24 protein-coding genes are annotated in these 23327 nt (G+C 69.4%); 4 read left to right on the top strand and 20 right to left on the bottom strand.

Annotation, left to right across the window (positions count from 1 at the left end; all coding sequences use genetic code 11):
* Positions 1–2: 2 nt before the first annotated feature.
* Genes mnhG through ACWAT3_RS09845 form a run of 6 tightly spaced genes read right to left on the bottom strand, consistent with a single transcriptional unit; the run spans position 3 to position 6246 of the window.
* Positions 3–392 carry a monovalent cation/H(+) antiporter subunit G gene (mnhG, locus tag ACWAT3_RS09870; protein WP_460798016.1) on the bottom strand — a complete coding sequence of 130 codons (390 nt, stop codon included), beginning with the start codon at positions 390–392 and terminating at the stop codon, positions 3–5.
* Positions 389–658: a monovalent cation/H+ antiporter complex subunit F gene (locus ACWAT3_RS09865; RefSeq protein WP_460798014.1), complete on the bottom strand. Its 270-nt coding sequence runs from the start codon at positions 656–658 to the stop codon at positions 389–391. Before ACWAT3_RS09865 ends, mnhG begins: the two co-directional genes overlap by 4 nt.
* Positions 655–1233 carry a Na+/H+ antiporter subunit E gene (locus ACWAT3_RS09860; protein WP_460798013.1) on the bottom strand — a complete coding sequence of 193 codons (579 nt, stop codon included), beginning with the start codon at positions 1231–1233 and terminating at the stop codon, positions 655–657. The genes ACWAT3_RS09865 and ACWAT3_RS09860 overlap by 4 nt, the downstream gene beginning before the upstream one ends.
* Positions 1230–2783: a Na+/H+ antiporter subunit D gene (locus tag ACWAT3_RS09855; RefSeq protein WP_460798011.1), complete on the bottom strand. Its 1554-nt coding sequence runs from the start codon at positions 2781–2783 to the stop codon at positions 1230–1232. Before ACWAT3_RS09855 ends, ACWAT3_RS09860 begins: the two co-directional genes overlap by 4 nt.
* Positions 2780–3316, bottom strand: coding sequence for a Na(+)/H(+) antiporter subunit C (locus ACWAT3_RS09850; protein ID WP_460798010.1), 537 nt, complete (start codon positions 3314–3316; stop codon positions 2780–2782). Before ACWAT3_RS09850 ends, ACWAT3_RS09855 begins: the two co-directional genes overlap by 4 nt.
* On the bottom strand, positions 3316–6246 hold the full coding sequence (locus ACWAT3_RS09845) for a Na+/H+ antiporter subunit A (RefSeq protein WP_460798008.1): 2931 nt from the start codon (positions 6244–6246) through the stop codon (positions 3316–3318). The genes ACWAT3_RS09850 and ACWAT3_RS09845 overlap by 1 nt, the downstream gene beginning before the upstream one ends.
* Positions 6247–6359: 113 nt before the next feature.
* Between ACWAT3_RS09845 and ACWAT3_RS09840 the strand changes: the two genes are divergently transcribed.
* Entirely contained in the window at positions 6360–6761 is a 402-nt protein-coding gene (locus ACWAT3_RS09840) for a phage holin family protein (protein WP_460798006.1), read from the top strand.
* 4 nt (positions 6762–6765) lie between these two features.
* On the opposite strand, the gene ACWAT3_RS09835 is transcribed toward ACWAT3_RS09840, so the two are convergent.
* Both ACWAT3_RS09835 and ACWAT3_RS09830 read right to left on the bottom strand, forming a co-directional pair.
* Positions 6766–8073 carry a hypothetical protein gene (locus ACWAT3_RS09835; RefSeq protein ID WP_460798005.1) on the bottom strand — a complete coding sequence of 436 codons (1308 nt, stop codon included), beginning with the start codon at positions 8071–8073 and terminating at the stop codon, positions 6766–6768.
* Positions 8070–8327, bottom strand: coding sequence for a hypothetical protein (locus ACWAT3_RS09830; protein WP_460798004.1), 258 nt, complete (start codon positions 8325–8327; stop codon positions 8070–8072). Before ACWAT3_RS09830 ends, ACWAT3_RS09835 begins: the two co-directional genes overlap by 4 nt.
* Before the next feature lie 127 nt (positions 8328–8454).
* On the opposite strand from ACWAT3_RS09830, the gene ACWAT3_RS09825 reads away from it, so the two are divergent.
* Positions 8455–8979, top strand: a complete 525-nt coding sequence (locus tag ACWAT3_RS09825) for a low molecular weight protein-tyrosine-phosphatase (protein WP_460798002.1) — start codon at positions 8455–8457, stop codon at positions 8977–8979.
* A complete protein-coding gene (gene purB / locus ACWAT3_RS09820) occupies positions 8979–10376 on the top strand; it encodes an adenylosuccinate lyase (RefSeq protein ID WP_460798570.1) in 1398 nt (465 codons plus the stop codon). Before ACWAT3_RS09825 ends, purB begins: the two co-directional genes overlap by 1 nt.
* 61 nt (positions 10377–10437) lie before the next feature.
* Here the strand turns inward: purB and ACWAT3_RS09815 are convergent, their stop codons facing one another.
* Both ACWAT3_RS09815 and ACWAT3_RS09810 read right to left on the bottom strand, forming a co-directional pair.
* On the bottom strand, positions 10438–10779 hold the full coding sequence (locus ACWAT3_RS09815) for a hypothetical protein (protein ID WP_460798000.1): 342 nt from the start codon (positions 10777–10779) through the stop codon (positions 10438–10440).
* Positions 10776–11408 (bottom strand): acyl-CoA synthetase, encoded by a 633-nt coding sequence (locus ACWAT3_RS09810; protein WP_460797998.1) that lies wholly within the window; start codon positions 11406–11408, stop codon positions 10776–10778. Before ACWAT3_RS09810 ends, ACWAT3_RS09815 begins: the two co-directional genes overlap by 4 nt.
* Before the next feature lie 301 nt (positions 11409–11709).
* Between ACWAT3_RS09810 and ACWAT3_RS09805 the strand changes: the two genes are divergently transcribed.
* Positions 11710–12618 (top strand): hypothetical protein, encoded by a 909-nt coding sequence (locus ACWAT3_RS09805; protein WP_460797996.1) that lies wholly within the window; start codon positions 11710–11712, stop codon positions 12616–12618.
* A gap of 41 nt (positions 12619–12659) precedes the next feature.
* On the opposite strand, the gene ACWAT3_RS09800 is transcribed toward ACWAT3_RS09805, so the two are convergent.
* The 10 genes from ACWAT3_RS09800 to ACWAT3_RS09755 form a co-directional block, all read right to left on the bottom strand.
* A complete protein-coding gene (locus ACWAT3_RS09800) occupies positions 12660–13496 on the bottom strand; it encodes a sulfurtransferase (protein ID WP_460797994.1) in 837 nt (278 codons plus the stop codon).
* A gap of 30 nt (positions 13497–13526) precedes the next feature.
* Positions 13527–14132: an alkylhydroperoxidase domain protein gene (locus ACWAT3_RS09795; protein WP_460797992.1), complete on the bottom strand. Its 606-nt coding sequence runs from the start codon at positions 14130–14132 to the stop codon at positions 13527–13529.
* A complete protein-coding gene (locus ACWAT3_RS09790) occupies positions 14129–14716 on the bottom strand; it encodes a CMD domain protein (RefSeq protein ID WP_460797990.1) in 588 nt (195 codons plus the stop codon). The genes ACWAT3_RS09795 and ACWAT3_RS09790 overlap by 4 nt, the downstream gene beginning before the upstream one ends.
* Positions 14713–15657, bottom strand: a complete 945-nt coding sequence (locus tag ACWAT3_RS09785; protein WP_460797988.1) for an LLM class flavin-dependent oxidoreductase — start codon at positions 15655–15657, stop codon at positions 14713–14715. The genes ACWAT3_RS09790 and ACWAT3_RS09785 overlap by 4 nt, the downstream gene beginning before the upstream one ends.
* The gene (locus ACWAT3_RS09780; RefSeq protein WP_460797987.1) at positions 15654–17294 is read right to left on the bottom strand and encodes a dipeptide ABC transporter ATP-binding protein; all 1641 of its coding nucleotides are present in this window, start codon (positions 17292–17294) and stop codon (positions 15654–15656) included. The genes ACWAT3_RS09785 and ACWAT3_RS09780 overlap by 4 nt, the downstream gene beginning before the upstream one ends.
* Positions 17291–18223 (bottom strand): ABC transporter permease, encoded by a 933-nt coding sequence (locus ACWAT3_RS09775; RefSeq protein ID WP_460797985.1) that lies wholly within the window; start codon positions 18221–18223, stop codon positions 17291–17293. Before ACWAT3_RS09775 ends, ACWAT3_RS09780 begins: the two co-directional genes overlap by 4 nt.
* Positions 18220–19167 carry an ABC transporter permease gene (locus ACWAT3_RS09770; RefSeq protein ID WP_460797983.1) on the bottom strand — a complete coding sequence of 316 codons (948 nt, stop codon included), beginning with the start codon at positions 19165–19167 and terminating at the stop codon, positions 18220–18222. Before ACWAT3_RS09770 ends, ACWAT3_RS09775 begins: the two co-directional genes overlap by 4 nt.
* Before the next feature lie 67 nt (positions 19168–19234).
* The gene (locus ACWAT3_RS09765) at positions 19235–20890 is read right to left on the bottom strand and encodes a TIGR04028 family ABC transporter substrate-binding protein (protein ID WP_460797981.1); all 1656 of its coding nucleotides are present in this window, start codon (positions 20888–20890) and stop codon (positions 19235–19237) included.
* Positions 20891–20997: 107 nt separating this feature from the next.
* On the bottom strand, positions 20998–22389 hold the full coding sequence (locus tag ACWAT3_RS09760) for an NtaA/DmoA family FMN-dependent monooxygenase (protein ID WP_460797980.1): 1392 nt from the start codon (positions 22387–22389) through the stop codon (positions 20998–21000).
* Positions 22386–23249, bottom strand: a complete 864-nt coding sequence (locus tag ACWAT3_RS09755) for a sulfurtransferase (RefSeq protein ID WP_460797979.1) — start codon at positions 23247–23249, stop codon at positions 22386–22388. The genes ACWAT3_RS09760 and ACWAT3_RS09755 overlap by 4 nt, the downstream gene beginning before the upstream one ends.
* Between the last annotated feature and the right edge of the window lie 78 nt (positions 23250–23327).

Genomic DNA, 23327 nt, shown 5'->3' with positions numbered 1-23327 from the left:
GCTCACCCGGCGCCCGGCGGGGTCTGCTTCGCGTCCGCCAGATCATCCACGACGAGGTGGCGCTGATCGGTCGTCCCATTGCGGTACGCCTGCCGCCCGACCATGTGGGCCGACAGCGGCGCGGTGGCGAACTGCATGAGCACCACCGGCGCCACCAGCGCAGCCCCGACGAGGATGCCCCCGATCGATCGCTGCGACAGCGCGACGGCGATGCAGATCAGCAGCAGACCGAGCACCTGCGGCTTGGTCGCCGCGTGCAGTCGCGAGGGCACGTCGTGAAAGTGCAGCAGTCCGACCGCGGCCGACAGACACAGCAGCGCGCCGGCCAGGATCAGGATGAGGACGGCCCAGTCGATGACGACATCGGGGACCTCGAGACCGAAGATGTTCATGGTGCCGTGTTGTCCCTTCTGGCCACATACCGTGCGACCGAGATCGAGCCGAAGACGCCGACGGCGGCGATGATCAGCAGCACAGGGATGCTGCGGGTGTGCCCGTTGATCGCCATCTCGGCGCCGAGCACGCACATCACCTCGGTGAGCAGCACATCGGAGGCCACCGCCCGGTCGAGGATCGAGGGACCGCGCACGATCCGCACGACGGTGAGGATCGCGGCGATGCCGAACACCACCAGGATCACGGTCATGAGAATGTTCATCGCGCACCTCCCGCGAGCGCGTGCTCGTCGTCCCTGAGCGCACGATATTGGGCCGGGCTGCCGAGCGCGCGCACGATCCGGCGCTCCCAGCGCAGCACCTGCTCCCGCTGCCGGTCGACGTCGGCGACGCTGCGCACGCCGATGACGTGCAGATAGAGGATGCGGCGGTCGCGGTCGGCCTCGACGATGAGCGAGCCGGGGATCAGGGACGATGTCACGGCCACGTGCGTCATCACCAGGTCGTCGGCGTACTTCAGCGGTACCGCCATGATCGCCGCCCCCGGCTGGTGCCGGAAGTCGAAGACCTGGATCGTCACACTGAGCGCACCGCGGAACAAAGCGAACAGGAACTGCACGAGGAACAGCGCCCCGTACCAGATGTTGATCCGACCGCTCAGCTCGATCGTCGGCAGGCGGAACACGCGCGTGACGAAGATCGCCACGACGAGACCGGTGACGAAGGCGAGCACGGTGAACTGACCCCACAGCAGCATCCAGAGCACGACGAGCCACGCGAGGAACGGCAGCTGGAGCATGACGGCCTTGAACAGGCCTGGGCGGGCGTCAGGGCTCATGGCGACACCTCCTCTTCCAGCTGCACGAGGCTCACCGGCTGCAGCAGCGCGTCGCCGATACGGTCGCACAGCGCGTACAGCGGCCCGGCGAACACGGTCAGCGCCACCGTGACCGCCACCATGCCGCCCGTCGCGATCGTCATGATCTTCGGGATGCGGCGGCGCTCCTGCTGCTCGTCGGCGGCGGGCGCGTTGCCGAGGTACGAGATGCGTCCGTCGGTCTCGCTGGAGTCCTCCTCCTCGCGCCAGAACGCGAGGTTCCACGCGCGCATGAGCGCGTACAGCGTCAGCAGCGACGTGATGATGCCGCCGAAGATCAGCACCATCATGATCGGAGTGCCGACGGATGCCGCGGCCTCGAACAGCGCGAACTTGCCGATGAAGCCGGAGAACGGCGGCAGGCCGCCCAGGTTGATCGCCGGCACGAAGTACAGCACCGCCAATACGGGAGCCGCCTTCATGAGGCCCTTCACCCGCAGGATGCTGGTGCTCCCCGCTCTTCGTTCGATGAGTCCGACCGCGAGGAACAGGGTCGTCTGCACGACGATGTGGTGGACGATGTAGTACACCGTCGCGCCGATCGCCGCGGGTGTCGCGATCGCGAGACCGAAGATCATGTAGCCGACATGGCTGACCAGCGTGAACGACAGGATCCTCTTCAGCTCGGCCTGCGCCACGGCGCCGAGCACGCCGACGATCATGGTCGCGAACGCGACGATCAGCAGCAGCGTGTCGATGCTGTTCTCGGCGAACAGCTGCGTCTCGGTGCGGATCAGCGCGTAGACGCCGACCTTGGTCAGCAATCCGGCGAAGACGGCCGTGACCGGTGCCGGTGCGGTCGGGTAGGAGTCGGGCAGCCAGAACGACACCGGGAAGATGGCCGCCTTGATCCCGAACGCCACGACGAGCATCAGATGCAGCACGAGCTGCGTCTCCTGCGGGAGCTCGGTCATCCGCTCCGCGATCTGCGCCATGTTCACGGTGCCGAGCGCCCCGTAGATCATCGCGATGGACGCGAGGAAGAGGATCGACGACACCAGCGACACGACGATGTACACCGCGCCGGTGCGGATGCGGGATTCCGTACTGCCCAGTGTGATCAGCACATACGAGGCCACCAGCAGGATCTCGAACCCGACGTACAGGTTGAACAGATCACCGGCGATGAAGGCGTTGAAGATGCCGGCCGCGAGGATGAGATACGACGGGTTGAAGATCGAGATCGGCGTCTCGTCCGTGCCGTCTGCGGCACCCTGCCCGATCGAGAACAGCAGGACCGCGACCAGGACGATGCTGGACACGAGCACGAGCAGCGCCGCCAGCCGGTCGACGTACAGGACGATGCCGAAGGGCACCGGCCATCCGCCCACCGACACCGCCAGCGGGGTCCCCGCGTCGACGACGACGAGGAGGATCGCGGCGATCACGGCCACCGCGGCGAGTGTCGCCGCGGTCACGAAGATCTGCAGCCGAGGACTGCGTCCGAAGACGAGCGTGATGGCAGCGCCGAGCAGCGGCAGGGCGACGAGAAGCGGGACGAGGGCGCTCACGGGCGGTCCTCCTCGTCGTCGGTCCGGCGGCGCGAATACGGCGCATCCACCGGCGCGTCATCCTGGATCGCGGGGTGATCCCGCATGTGCAGCACCGTGATCGGCGCGGTCTGCACGCCGACGAAGTCCGTGGTGACGTCCTCGTCCTCGATGTCGGCGTCGTCCTCGAGGACGTCCTCATCGGCATCCGTGCGCTCGCGCAGGGCGATGTCGGCTTCGTCGTCCTCGACGGTGTCGGCCTGGCCCAGCTGCCATGAGCGGTAGATGAGAGCGAGCAGGAAGGCGGAGACCGCGAACGTGATCACGATCGCGGTGAGCGTGAGCGCCTGCGGCAGCGGATCGCTGACGTCGGTCTCGCCGTAGAACGGCGCGTTGCCCGGCACACCCATGACGATCAGCAGCAGCAGGTTCGTGGCGTTTCCCAGCAGCAGAAACCCGATGAGGACCCTGGTGAGGCTGCGCTCGAGCATCGCGTAGACGCCGCAGGCGAACAGCACAGCCATGACGACGATCAGGGTCAGCGAGACATCCATCAGACGTTCACCCCCCGCGCGCGCATCTCGAGCGCCTGCTTGTCGACCTCGGCGCCGAGGCTGCGGAGGACGTCGAGCACCAGCCCGATGACGACGAGGTAGACGCCGATGTCGAAGATCGTGGACGTCACGAATTCCATGTGGCCGATCAGCGGGATCTCCCACTCCCAGAACGAGCTCGTCAGCGGCGCGAGACCGAAGAACATCGGAACCACGGCCGTGCCGACCGCGACGATGAGACCCGCGCCCAGCAGGCGTCCGGCATCCGTCGGGGCGGCAGCGCCCAGCTCCCAGCGTCCGCCTGCGATGTAGCGCATGACGAGCGCCATGCCGGCGACGAGACCGCCGGCGAAGCCGCCGCCCGGGCTGTTGTGCCCGGCGAACAGCAGATAGATCGACACGACGATGATCGTGTGGAACAGGATGCGGACGACGACCTCGAGCAGGATCGACCGGTTCTCGGGCTTCATCTTCTGCCCGCCGACGAGCCAGGCCCGCGGTGCGCTGCGGTTCTCGGCGGTCTGGAAGCGCACGCCGTCCGTCGTCTCGACGAGCGGGTTGAGCCGGGCCTTGCGCCTGGTCGATCGCGGCAGGGTCCGCGTGGCCGCGAGCAGGTCGGCGCGATGCGTGACGAACACGAGCGATGCGACGCCGGTCGCGGCGAGCACGAGCACCGAGAGCTCTCCCATGGTGTCCCAGCCGCGCAGGTCGACGAGGGCGACGTTCACGACGTTCTTGCCATGACCGAGGTCGTAGGCGAGATCAGGGAACAGCAGGGAGATCGGATCGGCCACTCTCGACTGGGTCGCGACGATCGCGACGAGGGCCATGGTCACGCCGACCGCGATGCCCAGGATCGCCCGCGGCACGCGTCCGACCGACGCGTTGTGCTCGCCCATCCGCGCCGGCAGCCGACGCAGCACGAGCGCGAACGTGACCATCGTGACGGTCTCGACGAGGATCTGCGTGAGCGCCAGGTCGGGGGCCCCGCTGGTCGCGAAGAGCACGACCATGCCGAGGCCCGTCACCGACACGAGCACGACGCCGGTGTAGCGCTTGCGGGCGCGGACCGCGACGATGCCGGCGGCGGCCATGATCGGTGCGACGACGATCTGCGTCGGGGTGTGCCATGCCGACAGGTTGAGCTGGTCGACGTCCGCCGCCAGCAGCGCCGTGATCTCGGCCACCACGAGGACGATGAAGACCGTGCCGACGTAAACCGGCAGCGAACCGCGCTGCGTGAGTGACGTGGTGAAGACCGAAAGGCGGTCGACGCTGCGGGTGACGAGGTAGTAGGCGTCGGATGCCGTGAACGGCAGCATCCGCGGCTTGCGATCCCAACCGGTGCTGCGGGAGAGCAGGAAGACGCCGAGACCGGCCAGGATCGACACGATCGAGATGGCGAGCGCCGGTTCGAACCCGTGCCAGAGCGCGAGGTGCCCCGGGCCGGCGTCGCCCAGACCCGGCGTCGCGGTGACGGCGTACCCGTGCAGAGCGACGTCGACGGCCGGGGCGCCGATGCCGGCCGCGAGCGTCGCGCCGGCGAGGATGATCGGCGCCGACAGGAAGCCCACCGGCGGGTCGGGCCATGGGGTCTCCGGCATCCGGTCGCCCTGGGCGTCGCGCTTGGTCCAGAAGGCGCCCCACAGGAAGCGGATGCCGTACGCCCCCGTGAGCACGGCTCCGAGCGAGACGCCGATGATCGCCACGATCCCCCAGACGGAGCCGGCGAGCGCGTCGTCGAGCAGTGCCGTGAGGGCGGACTCCTTCGCGACGAAGCCGATCGTCGGGGCGATGCCCATCATTGAGGCGATCGAGATGAACGCGGCGGTGGCCATGACCGGAGCCTGACGCCCGACGCCGGAGAGCTCGGTGATGTCGCGGGTGGAGAGCTGGCGGTCGATGACGCCGACGATGAGGAAGAGCGCCGATTTGAACAGCGCGTGCGCGATCACGAGCGCGAGCCCGGCGAGTGCAGAGGCCTGCGTGCCGTAGCCGACGACGACGGTGAAGAAACCGAGCTGGCTGACGGTGCCGAACGCGAGCACGCGTTTGAGGTCGGTCTCGCGCAGCGCTTGGATCCCGCCGAGCAGCATCGTGAAGACGCCGAGCGAGATGACGATCGGTCGCCATGGCTCGCTCAGCGCGAAGATCGGCGCGAAGCGCGCCATCAGGTAGATGCCGGCCTTCACCATGGCCGCCGCGTGCAGGTACGCGCTGACCGGCGTCGGCGCGGCCATCGCGCCCGGCAGCCAGAAGTGGAACGGGAAGATCGCCGACTTGCTGAGTGCTCCGACGAGCAGCATGACGATCGCGGCGTTCACCATCGGGCCGGTCGGCGGCTCGGCGAGCATGGCCGAGATGCTGGAGGTCCCGGCATCCACGACCAGAAGGACGACGCCGACGAACATGACGAGCCCGCCGAGTGTGGTCACCAGCAGCGCTTGCAGTGCCGCACGTCGGCTGGCCGCACGGCCGCGATAGTGCCCGATGAGCAGGTAGGACAGGATGCTGGTGAGTTCCCAGAACATCACGAGCATGACGAGGTCGTCGGTGAGGACGAGACCGTACATCGCCCCGGCGAAGCCGAGCAGCACCGCGGCGAACTGCCCGAGACCTGCCGCACTGTCGTGGAAGTACCACCGGCAGTACAGCAGCACGAGCGCGCCGACACCGGTGACGATGAGCGTCATGATCCAGCCGAGCACGTCCATCCGCATCGACAGGTTCAGGCCGAGCTGCGGGATCCAGGCGACCGACTCGAACGGAGTCGTGTCGGCGTCGAGCACCTGCGGGGTGAGGACGAGCGCGTGGATGAAGGCTGCTGCGGGAACGAGCGCCGCGATCGCGAACGCCTGCGCCCCCAGCCAGCGCACGAGCGCCGGCAGGACGAGAGAAGCGAGAAGGAAGAGCGCGAGGAGCGTCAGCATGATCGGCTCCTCAAAGGCTCGTCGGCCGTACGGCGCAGGCGGGCAGGTTTGTGCCAGTTTACCGGCCGAACCCGTGGCCGGGGCCCGGGTTCGCGTGACAGACTGGTCGGATCATGCGCTTCATCGTCAAGGTCGTCATCAACGCCTTCGCCTTCTGGGTGGCGGCGCTGATCCCTGCGCTCGAGATCACGGTGCGTCCGTTCCCGCCGGGCGGCGACCTGCAGATGGTGCTCACCCTGCTGCTGGTTGGCGCGCTGTTCGCCCTCGTGAACACCATCGTCGGCACGATCGTGAAGATCATCGCGTTCCCGCTGTACATCCTGACCTTCGGCCTGATCGGCTTCGTCATCAACGGCTTCCTGCTGTGGCTCACGGCGTGGATCACGACGGGCTTCGGCTGGGGCGTCTCGGTCGGGGACTTCTGGTGGGTGATCGTCGGCGCACTGGTCATCTCGGTCATCAACGCCGTGTTCGGCTTCATCCTGCGCCCGCAGAAGAAGCGCAGCAACGCCTGAGCGGTCACTCGGCCCACCCGGTCCGATCGGCGACGTACTCGGTCGACTCGATCGTGGTGGCGGCAGCCAGTGCTCTGAGCCGTTCACGGTAAGCCTCGAGGCGCGGGTCGCCGGAGGAGTCCGCGAGCTCGGCCGTCTCGATGTAGGTGTCCAGCATGTGCGGCTCGAGGATCAGATCCTTGATGCTCGGCATCGGGTCGCCCTCTCGCTGAAGCACCAGGCTGTCCGGCGACCCCGTCCCGCCCTGCGAGCCGCCGCCAGCGAGGGCGTTCACGACGTCATCGGTGTGGCGCAGCTGGATGAGCAGCTGATCATCCCGCAGCGTCGGCTGCACCGGACTGCCGGCCGTCACGAGCATCTGCACGTCGAACTCGTCGCCCATCGCGAGGTACGACGCGACCATGGCGCCCTGCGAGTGCGCGTACACGTCGACGACGTCGCCGGACTCGGCACCCGCCTGATGCAGCGCGTCGAGCGTCGCCTGATACGACGCAGAGATCTCGCCCGTGTACAGCTCGGTGTTCGACTTCATGTCCCACGGTTCGCCGGCGCCGTACAGCCCGGACTGCGTTCCCTTGATGTACGCGACGTAGTGCGCGCTGCCGTCTTCGAAGGTGTACTTCTCGACCTTCACCTGGGCATCCTCGGCGTCGGGGAACCGCCGCAGCCCGTCCGCGAGCGACGCCGGAGGGGCGACCGCGTACGCGTTGACCACCGGCGTGACCTTCACCGGATCCGGCCAGCCGTCCAGCTTCGCCTTCGCCGGCAGCGTGCCGAACACTGCCGAGCTGCCGAGCATCGCGGCGATCGACGTGAGGGCACCGAAATTCACACCGGTCACGGTCGTCGCCAGATCGAACTGGCTCTCCAGGCCCTCGTACCGATGCTGCGCCCAGTTCTGCTTCAGGTATTCGGCCATCGGGCCGAGCCGTTCATCGGACGCCTCGAGATCGAGGATGTCGGGAAGCAGCGCCTCCGCGGCTGCGGGGTCGGTCAGACCGAGCGCCTCGTACTCGGTGCGCAGCTCGACGAGCTCATAGGCATCGGCCATGAGCAGTGTGCCGGTGATGACCTCGAGGATCCTGGTGCGCATCGTCGCGAGGCGATCGCCCACGGCCCACAGCTCGACCGTGCTCACGCCGCTCGACAGCCCCGCGGCGTCGGTGATCTGCCGATGCGCGGCATACACGGCATCCGACGCCTGACCGACGTGCGCCTCGATCGGGCCGAGCCGGAACGCGACGTCCCGCAGCGTCTCGGTGTTGACGGCGATCGAACCGCCGTAGGTGATCTGCAGGTCGTCGTCGCTCATCGCGTGGCCTCCAGCTCCCACAGGCGCAGGCGCAGCGCCGATTCCTCCGCCGCGCACTCGGCGGTCATGCTCTCGATGGTCTCGTGCAGCTTGCGGACGCCCTTCGCCTGCCAGTCGGTGTCTGCGACGAGCGGGACGAGGGCGACGGCGGCGTCCTCGAGCGCTTCGATGGCGTCGTCGACGAAGCGGCGGGCGGTGTGCCAGCCCCAGATCTGCTCCGGGGCCCAATCGTTCGCGATCTCGGTGGAGTACATGTCGCCCAGATTGCCGCCCGCCTTTCGTGTCCCGCGGCGGTTTCTCGCGCCGTCCGCGGCGTCGGTGGAGAACGTGTCGAGAATCCGATCTGTGCAGGATCAGTCGCACGACGGCAGAATGGAATCCATGACCGACCCGGAACCCTTCCGCGTCATCTTCGTGTGCACCGGCAACATCTGCCGCTCACCGATGGCCGAAGTGGTGTTCCGCGACCTCGCCGAGCGGCAGGGACTCGGGTCCAGAATCGCGTCGAGCAGCGCCGGGACCGGGGATTGGCACCTCGGAGAGCAGGCCGACCACCGCACGCTCGCCGCCCTCGAACGCCGCGGATACGACGGTTCGCGTCACCGCGCACGGCAGTTCACCGCGGCATCCTTCCGCGAGAACGACCTCGTGGTCGCCCTGGACCGCACGCACGAGCGCAACCTGCGCGAATGGGCCAACGACGAGGACGAGGAGGGCAAGGTCACGCTGCTGCTCTCGTTCGACCCGGCGACGGAGGTCACGGACGTCCCCGACCCCTACTACGCGGGCCCGGACATGTTCGATGCCGTCCTCGGTATGATTGAGACGTCGACCCGGGGCCTGTTCCGCCAGCTCGAGCCGGCCCTGCGCCAGCCCGCACGACGCCCCGCATTCGAGGGGCCCTGATCAGGAGGACTCCCCTGACTTCGCACGCCCCGCTCCCCGCCCAGCCGCTCAGCCCGCTCGACGGACGCTACGCCGCAGCCGTCGCCGGTCTCGGCGACTTCCTCTCCGAAGCGGGGCTCAACCGCGCCCGCGTCGAGGTCGAGGTCGAGTGGCTGATCGCCCTCACCGACCGGTCGCTGTTCGAGACATCTCCGCTGTCGGATGCCGACAAGGAGCGCCTGCGCGGCCTCTACCGCGACTTCGGCCAGGACGAGATCGACTGGCTGGCCGAGAAGGAAGCCGTCACCCAGCACGACGTCAAGGCGATCGAGTACCTCGTGCGCGACCGCCTGTCGGCACTCGGACTCGACGCGATCGCCGAGCTCACGCACTTCGCGTGCACGAGCGAGGACATCAACTCGGCCTCGTACGCGCTCACCGTCAAGCGCGCCGTCCTCGGCGTGTGGCTGCCTGCGCTGGACGGTGTGATCGCGAAGCTGCGCGAACTGGCCGTCGAGCACGCGGATGCGGCGATGCTGTCGCGCACCCACGGACAGCCGGCCACGCCGTCCACGATGGGCAAGGAGCTCGCGGTCTTCGCCTGGCGCCTCGAGCGGGTGCGCGGTCAGATCGCGGCATCCGACTTCCTGGCGAAGTTCTCCGGAGCGACCGGCACCTGGTCGGCCCACATCTCCGCCGAGCCGGACGCCGACTGGCCCGAGATCTCGCGCACGTTCATCGAGGGCCTGGGGATCGACTTCAACATCCTCACCACGCAGATCGAGTCGCACGACTGGCAGGTCGAGCTGTACGACCGCGTGCGGCACGCGGGCGGCATCCTGCACAACCTCGCCACCGACATCTGGACCTACATCTCGCTCGGTTATTTCGCGCAGATCCCCGTCGCCGGCGCGACCGGATCGTCGACCATGCCGCACAAGATCAACCCGATCCGCTTCGAGAACGCCGAGGCCAACCTCGAGATCGCGGGCGGTCTGCTCACAACTCTCGGTCAGACCCTGGTCACCTCGCGCCTGCAGCGCGACCTCACCGACTCGACCACGCAGCGCAACATCGGCGTCGCGTTCGGGCACTCGCTGCTCGCGCTCGACAATCTGCGCCGCGGCCTGAACGCCATCTCGCTGCGCCGCGACGTGCTGCTGGATGACCTCGACGGCAACTGGGAGGTCCTCGCGGAGGCGATCCAGACCGTCATCCGCGCCGAGGTCGTCGCCGGGCGATCGACGATCGCCGACCCGTACGCGCTGCTCAAGGAGCTCACGCGCGGACACCGGGTCGGTGCGGCCGAGCTCGCCGAGTTCGTCGAGACGCTGGAGATCGGGGATGCCGCGAAACAGCGACTGCTCGCTCTGACCCCCGCGACGTACACCGGCATCGCGGAGCAGCTCGCGAACTAGGCGCGCGGGGCGGGCGCCTGGCCCGCGGGAGGGGCGCAGAGTGAACCAGGCGCGGCCGACCTCAGGCCTTGTCTGGCGCGTCGCCTTCGGCGTCCGGCTCGTCGTCGTACAGCACGGGGCGCTCGAGTTCCTCGTCCTTGTACTGCGCGGGGTCGACCGCGAGCATCAGCATCGCGATGCCGAGCAGCGTCACGATGAAGGCTCCACCACCGACCACCAGACCGAGCGCCACCGGGCTCAGGCCCTCGTACGTGCCGTTCGCGATCGCGGTGTTCACCCGGGAGGTGAAGGCACCGGTGGAGACCAGCGTCACGGCGGCGGCGAAGATGCCGGCGGCCGCGGCGATGCCGAGCAGGTGCAGGGGACGCAGCAGTTCGCGGCGGGTGGGCTTGTCGTCGGTCATGCCGCACCTCCGGAGAGCGGGGCCGCATCAGCGGCGGGGGTCTGCGTGTCGCGCAACGGAGTGAATCCGGCGATCCCGAGGAACACCGCGACCAGGGCGGCGTAGCCTCCCAGCATCCCGACGCCGAGGATGATGCCGGTGAGCTGGAACGTGCCGGCGTCGTCCACCGTGTAGTCGGACGAGAACCCGGCCGGGATCAGCAGCAGCGCGAGCGCGAGCAGGATGCCGAGGCCGCCGATGAGCAGCTGATCGCGCGCGATCGGGTCGTCGTCGCGGCGTCCGCGCAGGCCGAGGAGCACCTCGACGACGCCAGAGATCAGCGCCCACGAGATGACGACCACGAAGAACATGTCCTCGGTGCGCCACAGCGGAACGCCGGCGACCATGCCGGCCAGCCCGTCGATCACGGCGAGCAGCACGTACGGCCAGCGATGCCCCGACTCGGCGACCAGCCAGGCCCCGAGCGCCAGGACGAATCCGGTGACGATCGCGAAACCGCTGAAGACGGCGAGGCCGACGGCTGCGGAGTGATCGGACGAGAACGTCACCATCAGTGCCGCGATCGCTGCGAAAGCCGCGCGCAGCAGCTGGATGTGTCGCACCGTGAAGGCGCGGGCGGGGGCAGACATGACGGATCCTCGGTCCTGATGGTGGTCCATCCCAGTCTACCGGCGCTGATGCGGCGGCCCACCCGACCGGGGCGGGCATCGCGTCGGAATCCGGCGGTCCGTCCCCAGGCGGACCACCGGATTCCTCGCTCGCGCAGCATAGGGGCATCGCCGCGCTGGTCGTACCGATCGCGATCGGGCTCCTCCTCGCGAGGGAACGACCCAGCGACCCGTGCTTCCGTCTGGAGCCCCGAGACGAATGCAACTGGCCGTATGCTCGAATCTACGAGAACACCGTTCACATACCTGGGGGAGGTCTGTGATGTCGCAAGAGGTCACCTCTCACGTCGGCGAGAACGGCTTCGCGGAGGCTCTGCGCGACGCGATCGTGACGCGCGACGTGACACTCGTGTGGCTGAACAAGCGCCTGCGCGAGAACGGCAACGCGGTTTCGATGGCGACGCTCAGCTATTGGCGGTCGGGGGCGCGCCGTCCGGAGGGCGCGCAGTCGATGGCGGCGATCGCGGACATCGAGGAGCTGCTCCACCTGGACAGCGGCGCCCTGGCGAGCCTGGTCGGGCCGTCTCAGCGCGTCGGGCCGGTCGGGCCGCCGGCTTTCCCGCTCCATGAAGGAGTGCTCGAGGATGCCGTCACCGAGGTCTTCCACGCCCTCGGCGCCCCACAGTTCGACCTCGCGCGCGATGTGAGCACGCATTCGGTCACCGATGTCGATGCGGACGGCAACGTCGTCTCCCGCACGACCAGGACGCTGCTCCAATCGATGTCCGGGCTGCTCACTCATGTTCCGTACGTCGACATCACCCCGGGTGTGCGTGTACCGTCGCCGACCTTCCGCGTGGTCGGCGGCGGCCGGATCACGGCACGTCACTCGCATCCGTCCGGCGAGGTGCACGGATTCTCGCTCGAATTGGATCAGCCGGTCGACAGCGCGCAGACGACGATGATCGAGTGGGCGATGGACGTGCCACCCGGTTATCCGTCCGTGCGCGAGACGGGGCACGGCGTCGCCCGCCAGGCCCGCGACGTCGTGCTGTGGACGCGATTCCATCCGGATGCGCTGCCTGACTGGATCGAGGAGATCGAGGAGACGCCCGACGGCATCACGACCACGCCGATCACGATCTCGTCCGGCTCGAGCGTGCTGCAGGTGCGCCGACGGTTCGGACCAGGGATGCTGGTGCTGCGCTGGGGCTACGGCGAGCGCGATTGAGCGCCGCACGGCCGGGGCACGCCCTGGACGCCCGGCAAGGATCAGCGGGGATCAGGGCCGGTCGCCACCGGCCGACCAGGGGTGTTCGACCACTGACTCCAGGAGCCGTGGAAGACCTTCACGTCGATGCCGGCCTCGGCGAGCATCAGAGCGGTGTGCGCGGCGGTGATGCCCGAGCCGCAGTATGCGGCCACCGGCGTCTGCGCCGTGACCCCGACGTCGGCCAGGTCCGCGCGGATCTCCTCCGCACCGCGCGCGGTGCCGTCCGCTTCGAGGTGCGCGGCGGTCGGCAGGTTGATCGCGCCGGGGATGTGGCCGGCGACGGGATCATAGGGTTCGGTCTCGCCGCGGTAGCGCTCCCGGGCGCGGACATCGAGCAGGACTCCGGATGCCGGGAACGCCGCGACCTCGTCGATCGTGAGGCTGCCGCCGTCGATGCCGGTCAGCGTCGCGCTGCCGGGCTCGGCGGTGACCGCGCCGGCCTCGACCGGTGCGCCTGATCCGCGCCAGGCCGGCCACCCGCCGTCCAGCACGCGCACGTCGGCACCGCCCTGCCGGAGGATCCACCAGGCACGGGCGGCGGCGAGTCCGCGGTGGTCGTCGTACACGACGACCACGTCACCGTCGTCGAGGCCCCATCGGCGCGCGGCATCCTGGACTGTCGCGGTGTCCGGAAGCGGATGGCGTCCCTCATCCGGACGCCCGTGACGCGCGAGCTCGGTCTCGAGATCAACGTAGACCGCGCCAGGCACGTGGGCCTCGAGGTAGTCGGGGTAGCCGTCCGGGCCGCCGAGCCGCCAGCGCACATCGAGGATCCGCAGTCGCGGCTCCCGCACGATGAGGTCTGACAGCTCGGCGGCGCTCACGAAGTGGGACATGGTCCCAGCGTACGACCGGGCGCTTCCGCCTCATGCCGGCGGAGTGGCCCTCCCGAGGGAGAGCATCAGCCGGTTCGCCCAGTTGAAGAACGCGGCGCCGTGGATGACATCGGAGATCTCGGCATCCGACAGCCCTGCGGCCCGCAGGCGGGCGACATGCGCACCGGTGAAGGCGAACGGTGTGGCCGTGATCGCCGCCGCGGCCTCGACGATCGCGTTCCACCGCTCGCCCAGATCGGCGCCGACGCCCTCATCGAGCAGACGCTGCACGTCGGCGTCGCGTTTGCTGTAGTGCGAGGCGAACCGGGAATGCACCGAGGCGCAGAAGACGCAGCCGTTCACGCGGGACGCGGCCGCTGCCGCGAGCTCGCGTTCGGCACGAGGCAGCCCGTCGGCCACGTTGTAGAAGATGTCCTTGTCGGTGCGGGTGCGCGCCGCCAGGATCTCCGGGTCGCGCACGAGCAGGCGGAAGTAGTCGCTCTCGGCCCGCGCCCGGTCGACGAGGCCGTCGAAGTGCCGCTCGGTCAGTTCATCGATCGGGAAGGGCGCGAGGTGCGGCACCCAGCCGAGGTGCTCCTGCGTGAAGCGCTCCGGGTGCGGCACGGTGTGCACCAGGGTCGTGGTCGTATCGGTCATGCCTGCGCCTCCTCGGCGAGAACGCGGAGGCCGGCGACCACCCGCTGCTGGAAAGCGAGATACGACACCAGCTGCGACAGCGTCACGATACCGTCGATGCTCCATCCCGCAGAGATGAGGGCATCCAGATCGGATGCCCTGGACTCGCGCGGCCGGAACACGAGCAGGTGCGTGTGCTCGAGCGCTGCCGCGAGGCGATCGCCGAGTGCGGCGCCTGCGGCATCAGCCGCATACACCGGACCGGCGGTGTTCTCGGACTGCAGCCCTGCCTCGACGAACGCCCCGTACGGACCGGTCGTCGCCGCGGCTGCCGCCTCGGCGAGCACGATCTCGGCGCGACCGGCATCCGCCAGCAGCGCCCGATCGGCGAAATGCCCGGCGAGCAGATCCTCTCCCCCGAGTCGCGCGGCGAACGCGGCGACGAGCAGCCGTTCGGCGACGGCGAACTCGCTGTCGTCCACTGGCTCGAACAGGGCGTCGTAGCTGGCCTGGATCTGATCCTTGGTCTCTGGGCGGCGGTCGCGCAGAGCCGCGAGCGCTGACCCCTGCTGCACCTCCAGCAGGTCGTCGACGATGTCGGTCATGATGTCCTTTCGATGGCGGGGGCGGTCGCATCCCAGCCCAGAGCCGGGGCGACCTCGGTGGCGAACAGTTCGATGGAGCGCAGGATGAGCGCGTGCGGCGTGTGCACATCAGGCACCTGGAAGGCGATCTCGTCGGCGTGCCGCAGCGTCGCGTCGGCGGAGAGCGATGCGATCACCTGCTCAGGGGTGCCGACGTGCGCATCCGCGCGCTCGGGATGATCGGATGCCGTGGATTCCACCGGGCGCTCCGAGATGAACACGTTGCGCGATGCCGTGATGCGCGGCACCGCCCCGGCCGGGAGGGCGGCCAGGTAGGCGTCGACGATCGGCTGCTGGATCTCGGCGAGCGATGCGTCGGGGCGGTCGGCCGGCCGCGGCTGCGTGCGGGACAGCAGCAGACCGTGACCGTGCACCCCGGCCCGCACGCCTCCCGCTGCGGAGAACGTCGCCTGCCAAACGCGATCGGCGAGCGAACCGGCCGGCGGGTGCAGGCGATTGCCCGCCGGCAGTTCGCCGCCGGCGAGCGCGTCGACGAGGGTGGCGAGTTTGCGCTCATAGTCGGCGGTCTTGTTCTCCAGGGCGAGTCCGAACGGCGCGAACGACGTGGGCGTCCCGCCGCTGCCGAGGCCGAGGTCCACTCGTCCTCCCGCGAGCAGGTCGGCCACCACGGCATCCTCGGCGACCCGCACCGGATCCTCCAGCGTGAGCGTCACCACGCCCGTCCCCAGCCGGATCTCGCTCGTGTGCGCCGCGGCGTGCGCGATGAAGACGAACGGCGAGGGCAGTCCGCCCTCGGCGGCGCGGAAGTGATGCTGCGCGACCCACGCCCGGCCGACGCCGAAGCGCTCGGAGTGCTGGATCTGCTCGAGCGCGAGCCGGAACCGGTCGGCCGGAGACGCATCGTCGAGCAGCCGGGTGAAGAAGGCGGTCCGAAGGGTCATGTGTGCGCTCCTGTCCATGCGGCGCCGGGGATCGCTTCGATCAGGCGCGCGGTGTACTCGTCCTGCGGTGCGTCGAAGACGGATGCCGTGGCTCCCGCCTCCACGACGCGACCGCGATGCATCACCGACACGGTGTCGGAGATGTGCCGCACGACCGCGAGATCGTGCGAGATGAAGAGGTAGGTGACGCCGAGTTCGGCCTGCAGCTGCTGCAGCAGCCCGAGGATCTGCGCCTGCACCGTGACGTCCAGAGCGGAGACCGCCTCGTCGAGCACCACCACGCGCGGATTCGCGATCAGCGCCCGTGCGATCGCGACGCGCTGTCGCTGCCCGCCGGAGAGCTCGCCCGGCTTGCGCCCGAGGACGGTGCGGGCGAGCGCGACCCTGTCGAGGATGTCCTCGACCCGTGCGCGTGCTGCCGCCGCCGACACCCCCTCGAAGTTCCGCAGCGGTTCGGCGATGATCGCGCCGATGCGCTGCTGGGGATCGAGCGAGCTGAACGGGTTCTGATAGACCAGCTGCACGTCGCGGCGGAACGCGCGATGCTCCGCCCGCGGGAGCGCCGTCGCCTCGCGACCCGCGACGATCGCCGAACCGCTCGTCGCGGGCACGAATCCCATCACGATGCGCGCCACGGTCGTCTTTCCCGAGCCCGATTCGCCCACGATCGCGTGCGTCGTCCCCGCCGGCACCGCGAAGGAGACGCCGTCGGCCGCGCGGAGCGGTTCGAGACGTCGCCCGCGCGGGTACTCCTTGACGATGTCGGTCACCACGATCTCCGGCGCTGGGCGCTCGCCGGCGGCATCCGGGATCTCGAAGCGCTCGCGGACGACCGGCAGCTCGCCCAGCGTCAGCGACGGCGCATCGCGCAGCAGCTGCCGCGTGTACGGGTGCGCTGGATCGCCCAGGACATCGGCGGTCGTCCCCGCCTCGCGCACCCGGCCGTTCTTGAGCACCGCGACCGTGTCCGACCGGTCGGCGGCGACGGCGAGGTCGTGCGTGACCATGAGCACAGCGGTTCCGCGCTCGCGGCGCAGATCGTCGATGAGATCGAGGATCGTCTTCTGCACCGTGACGTCGAGGGCGCTCGTCGCCTCGTCGGCGATGAGCAGCTCCGGCTCCAGCGCGATCGCGCTGGCGATGAGCACGCGCTGCTTCATGCCGCCGGAAAGCTGGTGCGGGTACTGCCGCGCCCGGATGTCCGGCTCCGGGATGCCGACGCGATCGAGGAGGTCGAGGACCAGTGCGTTCCTGGCCGCGTGGTCCTTCCAACGGTGCACCCTGAGCACCTCGGCCACGCTGTCGCCGATCCGCTTCACCGGATTGAGCGAGTTGTTCGGGTCCTGCGGGATCCACCCGATCCTCGTGCCGCGGACGGCCGCGAAGCGCTTGTCGGTCCAACGGGTGACGTCGAGGTCGCCGAGCAGCACCCGGCCGCCGGTGATGCGCCCGTTGCCGGCGAGCAGCCCGGTCGCCGCCTGCGCGGTCGTCGTCTTGCCCGACCCGGATTCGCCGACGACCGCGAGCACCTGCCCCGGCTGGAGGTCGAGGCTGACGCCGCGGACGGCGGGATAGGCGACGCCGCCCACTTCGTAGGAGACCTCGAGGTCGCGAACGGTCAGGATGGCGTCGCTCATGCGCGGCGTCCTCTCTCTGCGGCGACCGCGCTCAGCCGGTTGGCGGCGAGCACGACGATGACCACGACGAGGCCGGGCAGGCTCGTCAGCCACCACGCGGTGGCGATGTAGTTGCGCCCCTCGGCGATCATGAGGCCCCACTCCGGCGTAGGCGGCGGGGCGCCGTAGCCGAGGAAGCCGAGCGCGGAGATCGCCAGGATCGCACCGCCGAAGTTCAGTGCGGCGAGCGCCAGCACGGGGGTGAGCGAGTTCGGCAGCACATGCCGGAACAGCACGTGCCAGAATCCTCCGCCGCTCCCGTACGCGGCCTCGACGTAGTCGCTGCCGCGCACCCTGAGCACTTCGGAGCGCGCCAGCCGCGCGAAGCTCGCGATGCTGCCGACGCCGACGGCGATCGAGATCTGCGCCGTGCCGAAGCCGAGGATGATGATGATGCTCAGGGAAAGCAGCAGACCGGGGATCGAGAGCAGCACGTCGACCACGCGCATGATGATGTCGTCCACGACGCCGCCGACGGTGCCGGCGACGACACCGAGCAGCGTGCCGAGCGAGAGTCCGACGGTGACCGCGATGAGGGCGCCGGACAGCGAGTTCACCGCGCCGTACACGACCCTGGCGTACATGTCGCGACCGGTGGCGTCTGTGCCGAACAGGTGCTCGATGCTCGGCGCCTGGAGCGCGGCTGACGCGTCGCCCGAGATCGGATCGTACGCCGTGAACCAGCTGGGGACGAACGCCCACAGTACGGCGATCGCGATGATGATCCAGCTCAGCGCGACGGTCGGTCTGACCCTGCGCAGGCGGACGCGCCAGGAGACGCGGGCCGGATGCTGCGGGTCACCGGGGTCCAGCAGGTCATCGTCGAGCTCGAGCCCGTCGAGCAGCACTTCGGCCTGCTCGCGCTGATCGTCGATCGTGACGCGGCTCATGCGGAGGCTCCTGCCTTCAGGCGGCTCGCGAGCCGCGGATCGAACACGGGGTACAGCAGATCGACGATCAGGTTCACCAGCACGAACGAGCACGTCGCCAGCACGACGATCGCGAGCAGCACAGGAGTGTCCTGGTTCGCGACGGACTGCTCGGTGAGCCGGCCGATGCCGGGCCGGGCGAACACCGTCTCTGTCAGGACAGCACCGCCGATGAGGTCGCCGAGGATGAGTCCGGCGATCGTCAGCGACGGCAGCAGCGCGTTCTTGGCGACGTTGCGACGGAGGATCCACGTCGGGGAGGCACCCTTGGCGCGCACGACGGCGACGAACGGCTGCGCGGACACCTCGTCGATGCTGCGGATCAGCATCTGCGCGAGCGGTGCGGACAGCGGCACCGCCAGCGTGATGATCGGCAGGATGAGTCCTTCCACCGGACCGGGGTTGATCACCGACACCCAGCCGAGCTGAAAGCTCACGATCTGCACGAGCATGATGCCGAACCAGAACGTCGGCACGGCGACGATCAGCGCGGGCACCGACCGCACGAACTCGCGCAGCCAGGCGAGGCGAGGGATGCTGGCGAGGAACGCGATGCCGATCGCCAGCAGGACCGCGAGCACCAGGGCGATGACCCCCAGCACCAGGGTGTACGGCAGCGCTTCGGCGAGCAGCTGTTTGACGGGCGTCCCGGTCTGCAGCGAGTAGCCGAAGTCGCCGCCCAGGAATCCGAGCAGCGTGTGGAGGTACTGCAGCCAGAGCGGGCTGTCGATCCCGAAGCGCTCGCGCACGTCGGCGATCTGCTCGGGAGACAGGCCGAGCTCCGGGTTCTCGTACTTGATCATGATCGCGTCACCCGGCAGCGCCTGCAGGAGCAGGAACGCCGCGGTGAACGCGACGAGTAGCACGACGAGCGCCTGCGAGATGCGCTGCAGGATGTATCGCATGATGGCCTTTCGTCCGGAACGGCTGGGCGGCGTCGGGCGCCCGTGAGAGCGCCCGACGCCGACGGGGTCACTTGTCCAGCCACACCTCGTAGAAGCTCGGGCGTGCGACCGACTCGAAGCTCACGTCGTGGACGTAGTCGGCGGCGCCGTACACCTGCGGCTCCTCGAACAGCGGGATGACGTAGGCCTGCTCGGCCACGTAGGTCTGGACGGCCGCACTGTTCTCCAGGCGCTTCTGCGCATCGGGCTCGGAGGCGACGGCGCGCAGCAGCTCTTCCAGCTTCTCGTCGCCGATCGTGGAGTCCTCGTAGTTCAGGTTCAGCAGCGAGTTGCGATTGCTGGAGTAGAACTGGCTCTTGATCACGTCCACATCGGCGCGGGCGACCATCGAGTTGCTGACGGGCACCTGCTCGGCATCCCTGATCGCCTCGGCGAAGGTCCCGGCATCCGCCCGGAGGATCTGGAAGTCGACGCCGATCTTCTTCAGCTGCTGACTGATCTGGGTGAGCGCCTCGAACGAGCGCGGCTGGGCGGCGGCCTCGCTCACGACGATCGCGAGCGGTGCGCCGTCCTTCTCACGGATGCCGTCGTCGCCGAGCGTCCATCCGGCTTCGTCGAGCAGGGCCTCTGCCCGGTCGGAGTCGAACGCGAAGTACTCGTCAGTGTTCACGTAGCCGATCGCGCCCTGGCTGAGGATCGACGTGGCCACCGGGTAGTTGTCGGTGTAGATGACCTCGTTCAGCTCCTCCCGATCGATGCCGGCGATGAGCGCCTGGCGCACCCGGATGTCGGAGAGGATCTCGCTGCGGAACCGCAGGCTGAGGTGGTTGTTCACGCCGTTGGTCTGCGGGGCGTAGATCGTGAAACCGGCGGATTCGACCTGCTCCTCGTCCTGGGCCTCGACGTAGCGGATGTAGTCCGCCTGACCGGATGTCAGCGCACCGACGCGCACGCTGTCCTCCGGCGTCACGGTGATCTGGATCGCATCCAGATAGGCGCGACCCTGGTGCGCGCGGTCGGGAGCCGCCCAGTCGTAGTCGTCACGGGCCGTCAGCGTGAGGCTCGTGCCGATCGTCTCGTCGGTGATCGTGAAGGGGCCGGAGCCGATGACGTTCTTCGAGTTGCCCGGAGCGAACTCCTCGAGGGTGAAGTCGAGAGTGTCCGCCGACACCAGCCCCGAGTTGTTCGTCGAGGTGGCCTGGAGGAATCCGGGGGCCGGAGCCGAGAAGTAGAACGTGACCGTGTCGTCGTCGACGACCTCGCTGCGGTCGTAGTTGTTGATGGCCTCGGAGACGGTGAGCCCGCGCTCTGGGTCGCCGAGTCCGTACAGGTCGAAGTTCTTCGCCACGACCTCGGCATCCAGCGGCGTGCCGTCCGAGAACGTCACGCCGTCGCGCAGGTTGAACGTGTACACGGTCGCGTCCGCGTTGATCTCCCAGTCGGTGGCGACCCACGGCTTGAGCTCGAGCGTCTCCGGGTCCTGCCACACGAGCCGGTCGAAGAGGTTGTTCGCCAATCCGCCGTTCGGGTAGAAGCCGGCCGACGGCGGGTACAGCGTGGTGTGCGCCTGGTGCTCGAGGTACACGAGCGTGCCGCCGGTGACCGGCTCGCCGCCGGAGGCGTCGGAGGAGGTCGGGTTCGTGCTGCCGGCGCACGCGGTGAGCGCGAGCAGCGCCGTCGCCGCGACGCTCGCGACGGCGATTCTGAGGATGCTGCGGGACATGGGGGCTCCTGGTTCTGGGAGGTGTGTGCGCTCACGCTATGAGCTGTTCGCACGGTCGCGACGGGCACGGAGTCACACACCGACGCCCCTCGAAACGGGACGTAATGTCAGGCCGGCTGCGGTGCGTGGGCAGGCACGGGGTCCCTGAGTCCGAGGCGCCCCCGCAGCGTGATCTCCTGGCCGGCCTCGTCCGAGAGGAGCCCTCGGCGGCGCAGTTCGGGGACGACGAGCTCCACGAATGCGCGGAACTGTCCTGGTTGATACGCGGAGAGGACGTTGAAGCCGTCCACGGCCTCCGACGCGTACCACTGGGCGAGATGGTCGGCGACCTCGGCCCCCGTGCCGACCACGAACGCCGCCGGCACCGCCCAGAGCGCGAGAATGGGACGCCAGGTGAGCGCGTGCGCTCCGCCGATCGAGCGTCCGGTGAGTCGCTGCACGCGCCGCACGAGTGCCGCTGCGGCATCCGGCAGGGCATCCGCCTGCTCCGGTGCGATGACGTCGTCGACGCCAGTGGTCGGGTCCAGATCCAGAGCGAACGCGGCGGCGAGCGATGCGAGCGACCGGTTCTCCGGGAAGGCATCAGGTACCTCCCCGCCCTCGTCGAGAGGCACGAGGGCGAGCAGCTCGTCGACGATCGCTTGCGCCTGCGCGGTCGTCTCGGCGACCACCGGCAGGACCGGGGCGATGACGCGGATGTCGTCGGCATCGCGGCCGGCGGCGATGGCCGCCGCCCGGAGTTCGACGCGTGCGGCCGCCGCGAGCTCTGCCGTCGGAGCGCCGATGAGGGCGAGATCCGCATGCCGGGCCGCGAGGGCGCGCGAGCGCTCCGACGTCCCTGCGTGCACGATCGGCAGCTGTCCCTGCGGCGGGCGGGCGGTGTTGAGCGGGCCGGTGACGCGGATGTGCTCGCCGTCGAGATCCGCGGCACGGAGGCCGTCGGGATCGATGAGGCGTCCGCCGTCCTTGTCGGCGATCCACGCGTGCGGCGACCAGGACTCCCACAGTCGGCGCACCGCCGTCACGAACTCCTCGGCGCGGTCATACCGGGTGGCGTTGTCGGCGTGGAGGTCGCGGCCGTGGTTGCCCGCGGCACGTGGTTCGGCCCCCGTGACGAGGTTCACCCCGACCCTGCCGTGGCTCAGCACATCGGCCGAAGCGCTCGAGCGCGCGAACGTGTAGGCGTCCGCGTAGGTGGTGTTGACGGTCGCGATCAGACCGATCCGGGACGTGACGCCGGCGAGATAGGTGACCGCGCTCACCGGGTCGATGCGCGCGAGCAGGTACGGGTTCACGAACTCGAGGTCCGGGCCCGTGGCCAGCCAGTCGCCGAAGAAGAGGTAGTCGAGTCCGGCATCCTCTCCGATGCGGGCGATCTCGCGCAGGATCTCGGCATCCTGAGTCGGGTCGTCGTGCGCGTCCGGATGCCGCCACCCGGACGGGTACGCGCCGATCGTGCGCACCATGGCGCCGAGGATCAGCGGGCGGCGGGCGCTCATGCGCGCACCGCCTCGACGACGTGGCCCTGCGGGCGCGCGCCGGTCGCGACCGGACGATCGGTGTCGCGCGACCACTGGCTCCACGAGCCGGGGAAGACGGCGGCGTCGATGCCGATCTCGCTGAGCGCGAGCGCGGTGTGGGTCGCGGCGATGCCCGATCCGCAGTAGGCCGCGACCGGCGTGCCCTCGGTCACGCCGAGGTCGGCGAACCGGCGCCGGAGCGCGTCGCGATCGAGCAGCAGCCCGTCCGCCCCGAAGAGCCCACCCGTGGGCGCGTTCACCGCACCGGGGACGTGTCCGGCGGCCGGATCGAGCGGTTCCGACTCGCCGCGGTAGCGCTCCGGAGCGCGGACGTCGAGGAGGATTCCGGATGCCGGGAACAGCGCGGCCTCGTCGATCGAGAGCGCGTCGACACCGATCTCGGCGAGCTCGATGTCGCCGGGGATCGGCGTCACCGGTCCGGATTCGAGCGCGTACCGTGCGGAGGTCCAGCTGCGCAGCCCTCCGTCCAGGACGCGGGCGTCGACTCCCGCCTGACGCAGCAGCCACCACGCCCGCGCCGCGGCGATGCCCCGCGCGTCGTCATAGGCCACGACCACGTCGCCTGCGCTCAGTCCCCAGCGCCGGGCGGCGTCCTGCAGACCTGCCGTCGTCGGAAGCGGATGCCGGCCCTGCGACGGATCCCCCTGCGCCGCCAGCTCACCGTCGAGGTCGACGTAGACCGCCCCGGCGATGTGGCCGGCGAGGTGGTCCGCCCGCCCATCGGGGCGATCGAGCCGCCAGCGCACATCGAGCAGCCGCAGGCGCGGTTCGGTGACGATCAGGTCGGACAGCTCGGCGGCGCTCAGCACATGACTCATGCGGCGAGGCTATTCAGCGCCTCCCCGCCAGCCGGAACTGTTACCCCGCGTTGCCTTCCGAAACGAACGGAGTCGGCC

Source organism: Microbacterium sp. GXF0217, assembly GCF_054798195.1.
The sequence above is the reverse complement of the archived record's forward strand: the minus strand, read 5'-3'. Positions and strand labels throughout refer to the sequence as shown.

Excerpts from the sequence above, each read along its gene's own strand:
- mnhG (WP_460798016.1), bottom strand. The coding sequence starts at position 392 with ATGAACATCTTCGGTCTCGAGGTCCCCGATGTCGTCATCGACTGGGCC.
- ACWAT3_RS09865 (WP_460798014.1), bottom strand. The coding sequence starts at position 658 with ATGAACATTCTCATGACCGTGATCCTGGTGGTGTTCGGCATCGCCGCG.
- ACWAT3_RS09860 (WP_460798013.1), bottom strand. The coding sequence starts at position 1,233 with ATGAGCCCTGACGCCCGCCCAGGCCTGTTCAAGGCCGTCATGCTCCAG.
- ACWAT3_RS09850 (WP_460798010.1), bottom strand. The coding sequence starts at position 3,316 with ATGGATGTCTCGCTGACCCTGATCGTCGTCATGGCTGTGCTGTTCGCC.
- ACWAT3_RS09845 (WP_460798008.1), bottom strand. The coding sequence starts at position 6,246 with ATGCTGACGCTCCTCGCGCTCTTCCTTCTCGCTTCTCTCGTCCTGCCG.
- ACWAT3_RS09840 (WP_460798006.1), top strand. The coding sequence starts at position 6,360 with ATGCGCTTCATCGTCAAGGTCGTCATCAACGCCTTCGCCTTCTGGGTG.
- ACWAT3_RS09835 (WP_460798005.1), bottom strand. The coding sequence starts at position 8,073 with ATGAGCGACGACGACCTGCAGATCACCTACGGCGGTTCGATCGCCGTC.
- ACWAT3_RS09830 (WP_460798004.1), bottom strand. The coding sequence starts at position 8,327 with ATGTACTCCACCGAGATCGCGAACGATTGGGCCCCGGAGCAGATCTGG.
- ACWAT3_RS09825 (WP_460798002.1), top strand. The coding sequence starts at position 8,455 with ATGACCGACCCGGAACCCTTCCGCGTCATCTTCGTGTGCACCGGCAAC.
- ACWAT3_RS09815 (WP_460798000.1), bottom strand. The coding sequence starts at position 10,779 with ATGACCGACGACAAGCCCACCCGCCGCGAACTGCTGCGTCCCCTGCAC.
- ACWAT3_RS09810 (WP_460797998.1), bottom strand. The coding sequence starts at position 11,408 with ATGTCTGCCCCCGCCCGCGCCTTCACGGTGCGACACATCCAGCTGCTG.
- ACWAT3_RS09805 (WP_460797996.1), top strand. The coding sequence starts at position 11,710 with ATGTCGCAAGAGGTCACCTCTCACGTCGGCGAGAACGGCTTCGCGGAG.
- ACWAT3_RS09800 (WP_460797994.1), bottom strand. The coding sequence starts at position 13,496 with ATGTCCCACTTCGTGAGCGCCGCCGAGCTGTCAGACCTCATCGTGCGG.
- ACWAT3_RS09795 (WP_460797992.1), bottom strand. The coding sequence starts at position 14,132 with ATGACCGATACGACCACGACCCTGGTGCACACCGTGCCGCACCCGGAG.
- ACWAT3_RS09790 (WP_460797990.1), bottom strand. The coding sequence starts at position 14,716 with ATGACCGACATCGTCGACGACCTGCTGGAGGTGCAGCAGGGGTCAGCG.
- ACWAT3_RS09785 (WP_460797988.1), bottom strand. The coding sequence starts at position 15,657 with ATGACCCTTCGGACCGCCTTCTTCACCCGGCTGCTCGACGATGCGTCT.
- ACWAT3_RS09780 (WP_460797987.1), bottom strand. The coding sequence starts at position 17,294 with ATGAGCGACGCCATCCTGACCGTTCGCGACCTCGAGGTCTCCTACGAA.
- ACWAT3_RS09775 (WP_460797985.1), bottom strand. The coding sequence starts at position 18,223 with ATGAGCCGCGTCACGATCGACGATCAGCGCGAGCAGGCCGAAGTGCTG.
- ACWAT3_RS09770 (WP_460797983.1), bottom strand. The coding sequence starts at position 19,167 with ATGCGATACATCCTGCAGCGCATCTCGCAGGCGCTCGTCGTGCTACTC.
- ACWAT3_RS09765 (WP_460797981.1), bottom strand. The coding sequence starts at position 20,890 with ATGTCCCGCAGCATCCTCAGAATCGCCGTCGCGAGCGTCGCGGCGACG.
- ACWAT3_RS09760 (WP_460797980.1), bottom strand. The coding sequence starts at position 22,389 with ATGAGCGCCCGCCGCCCGCTGATCCTCGGCGCCATGGTGCGCACGATC.
- ACWAT3_RS09755 (WP_460797979.1), bottom strand. The coding sequence starts at position 23,249 with ATGAGTCATGTGCTGAGCGCCGCCGAGCTGTCCGACCTGATCGTCACC.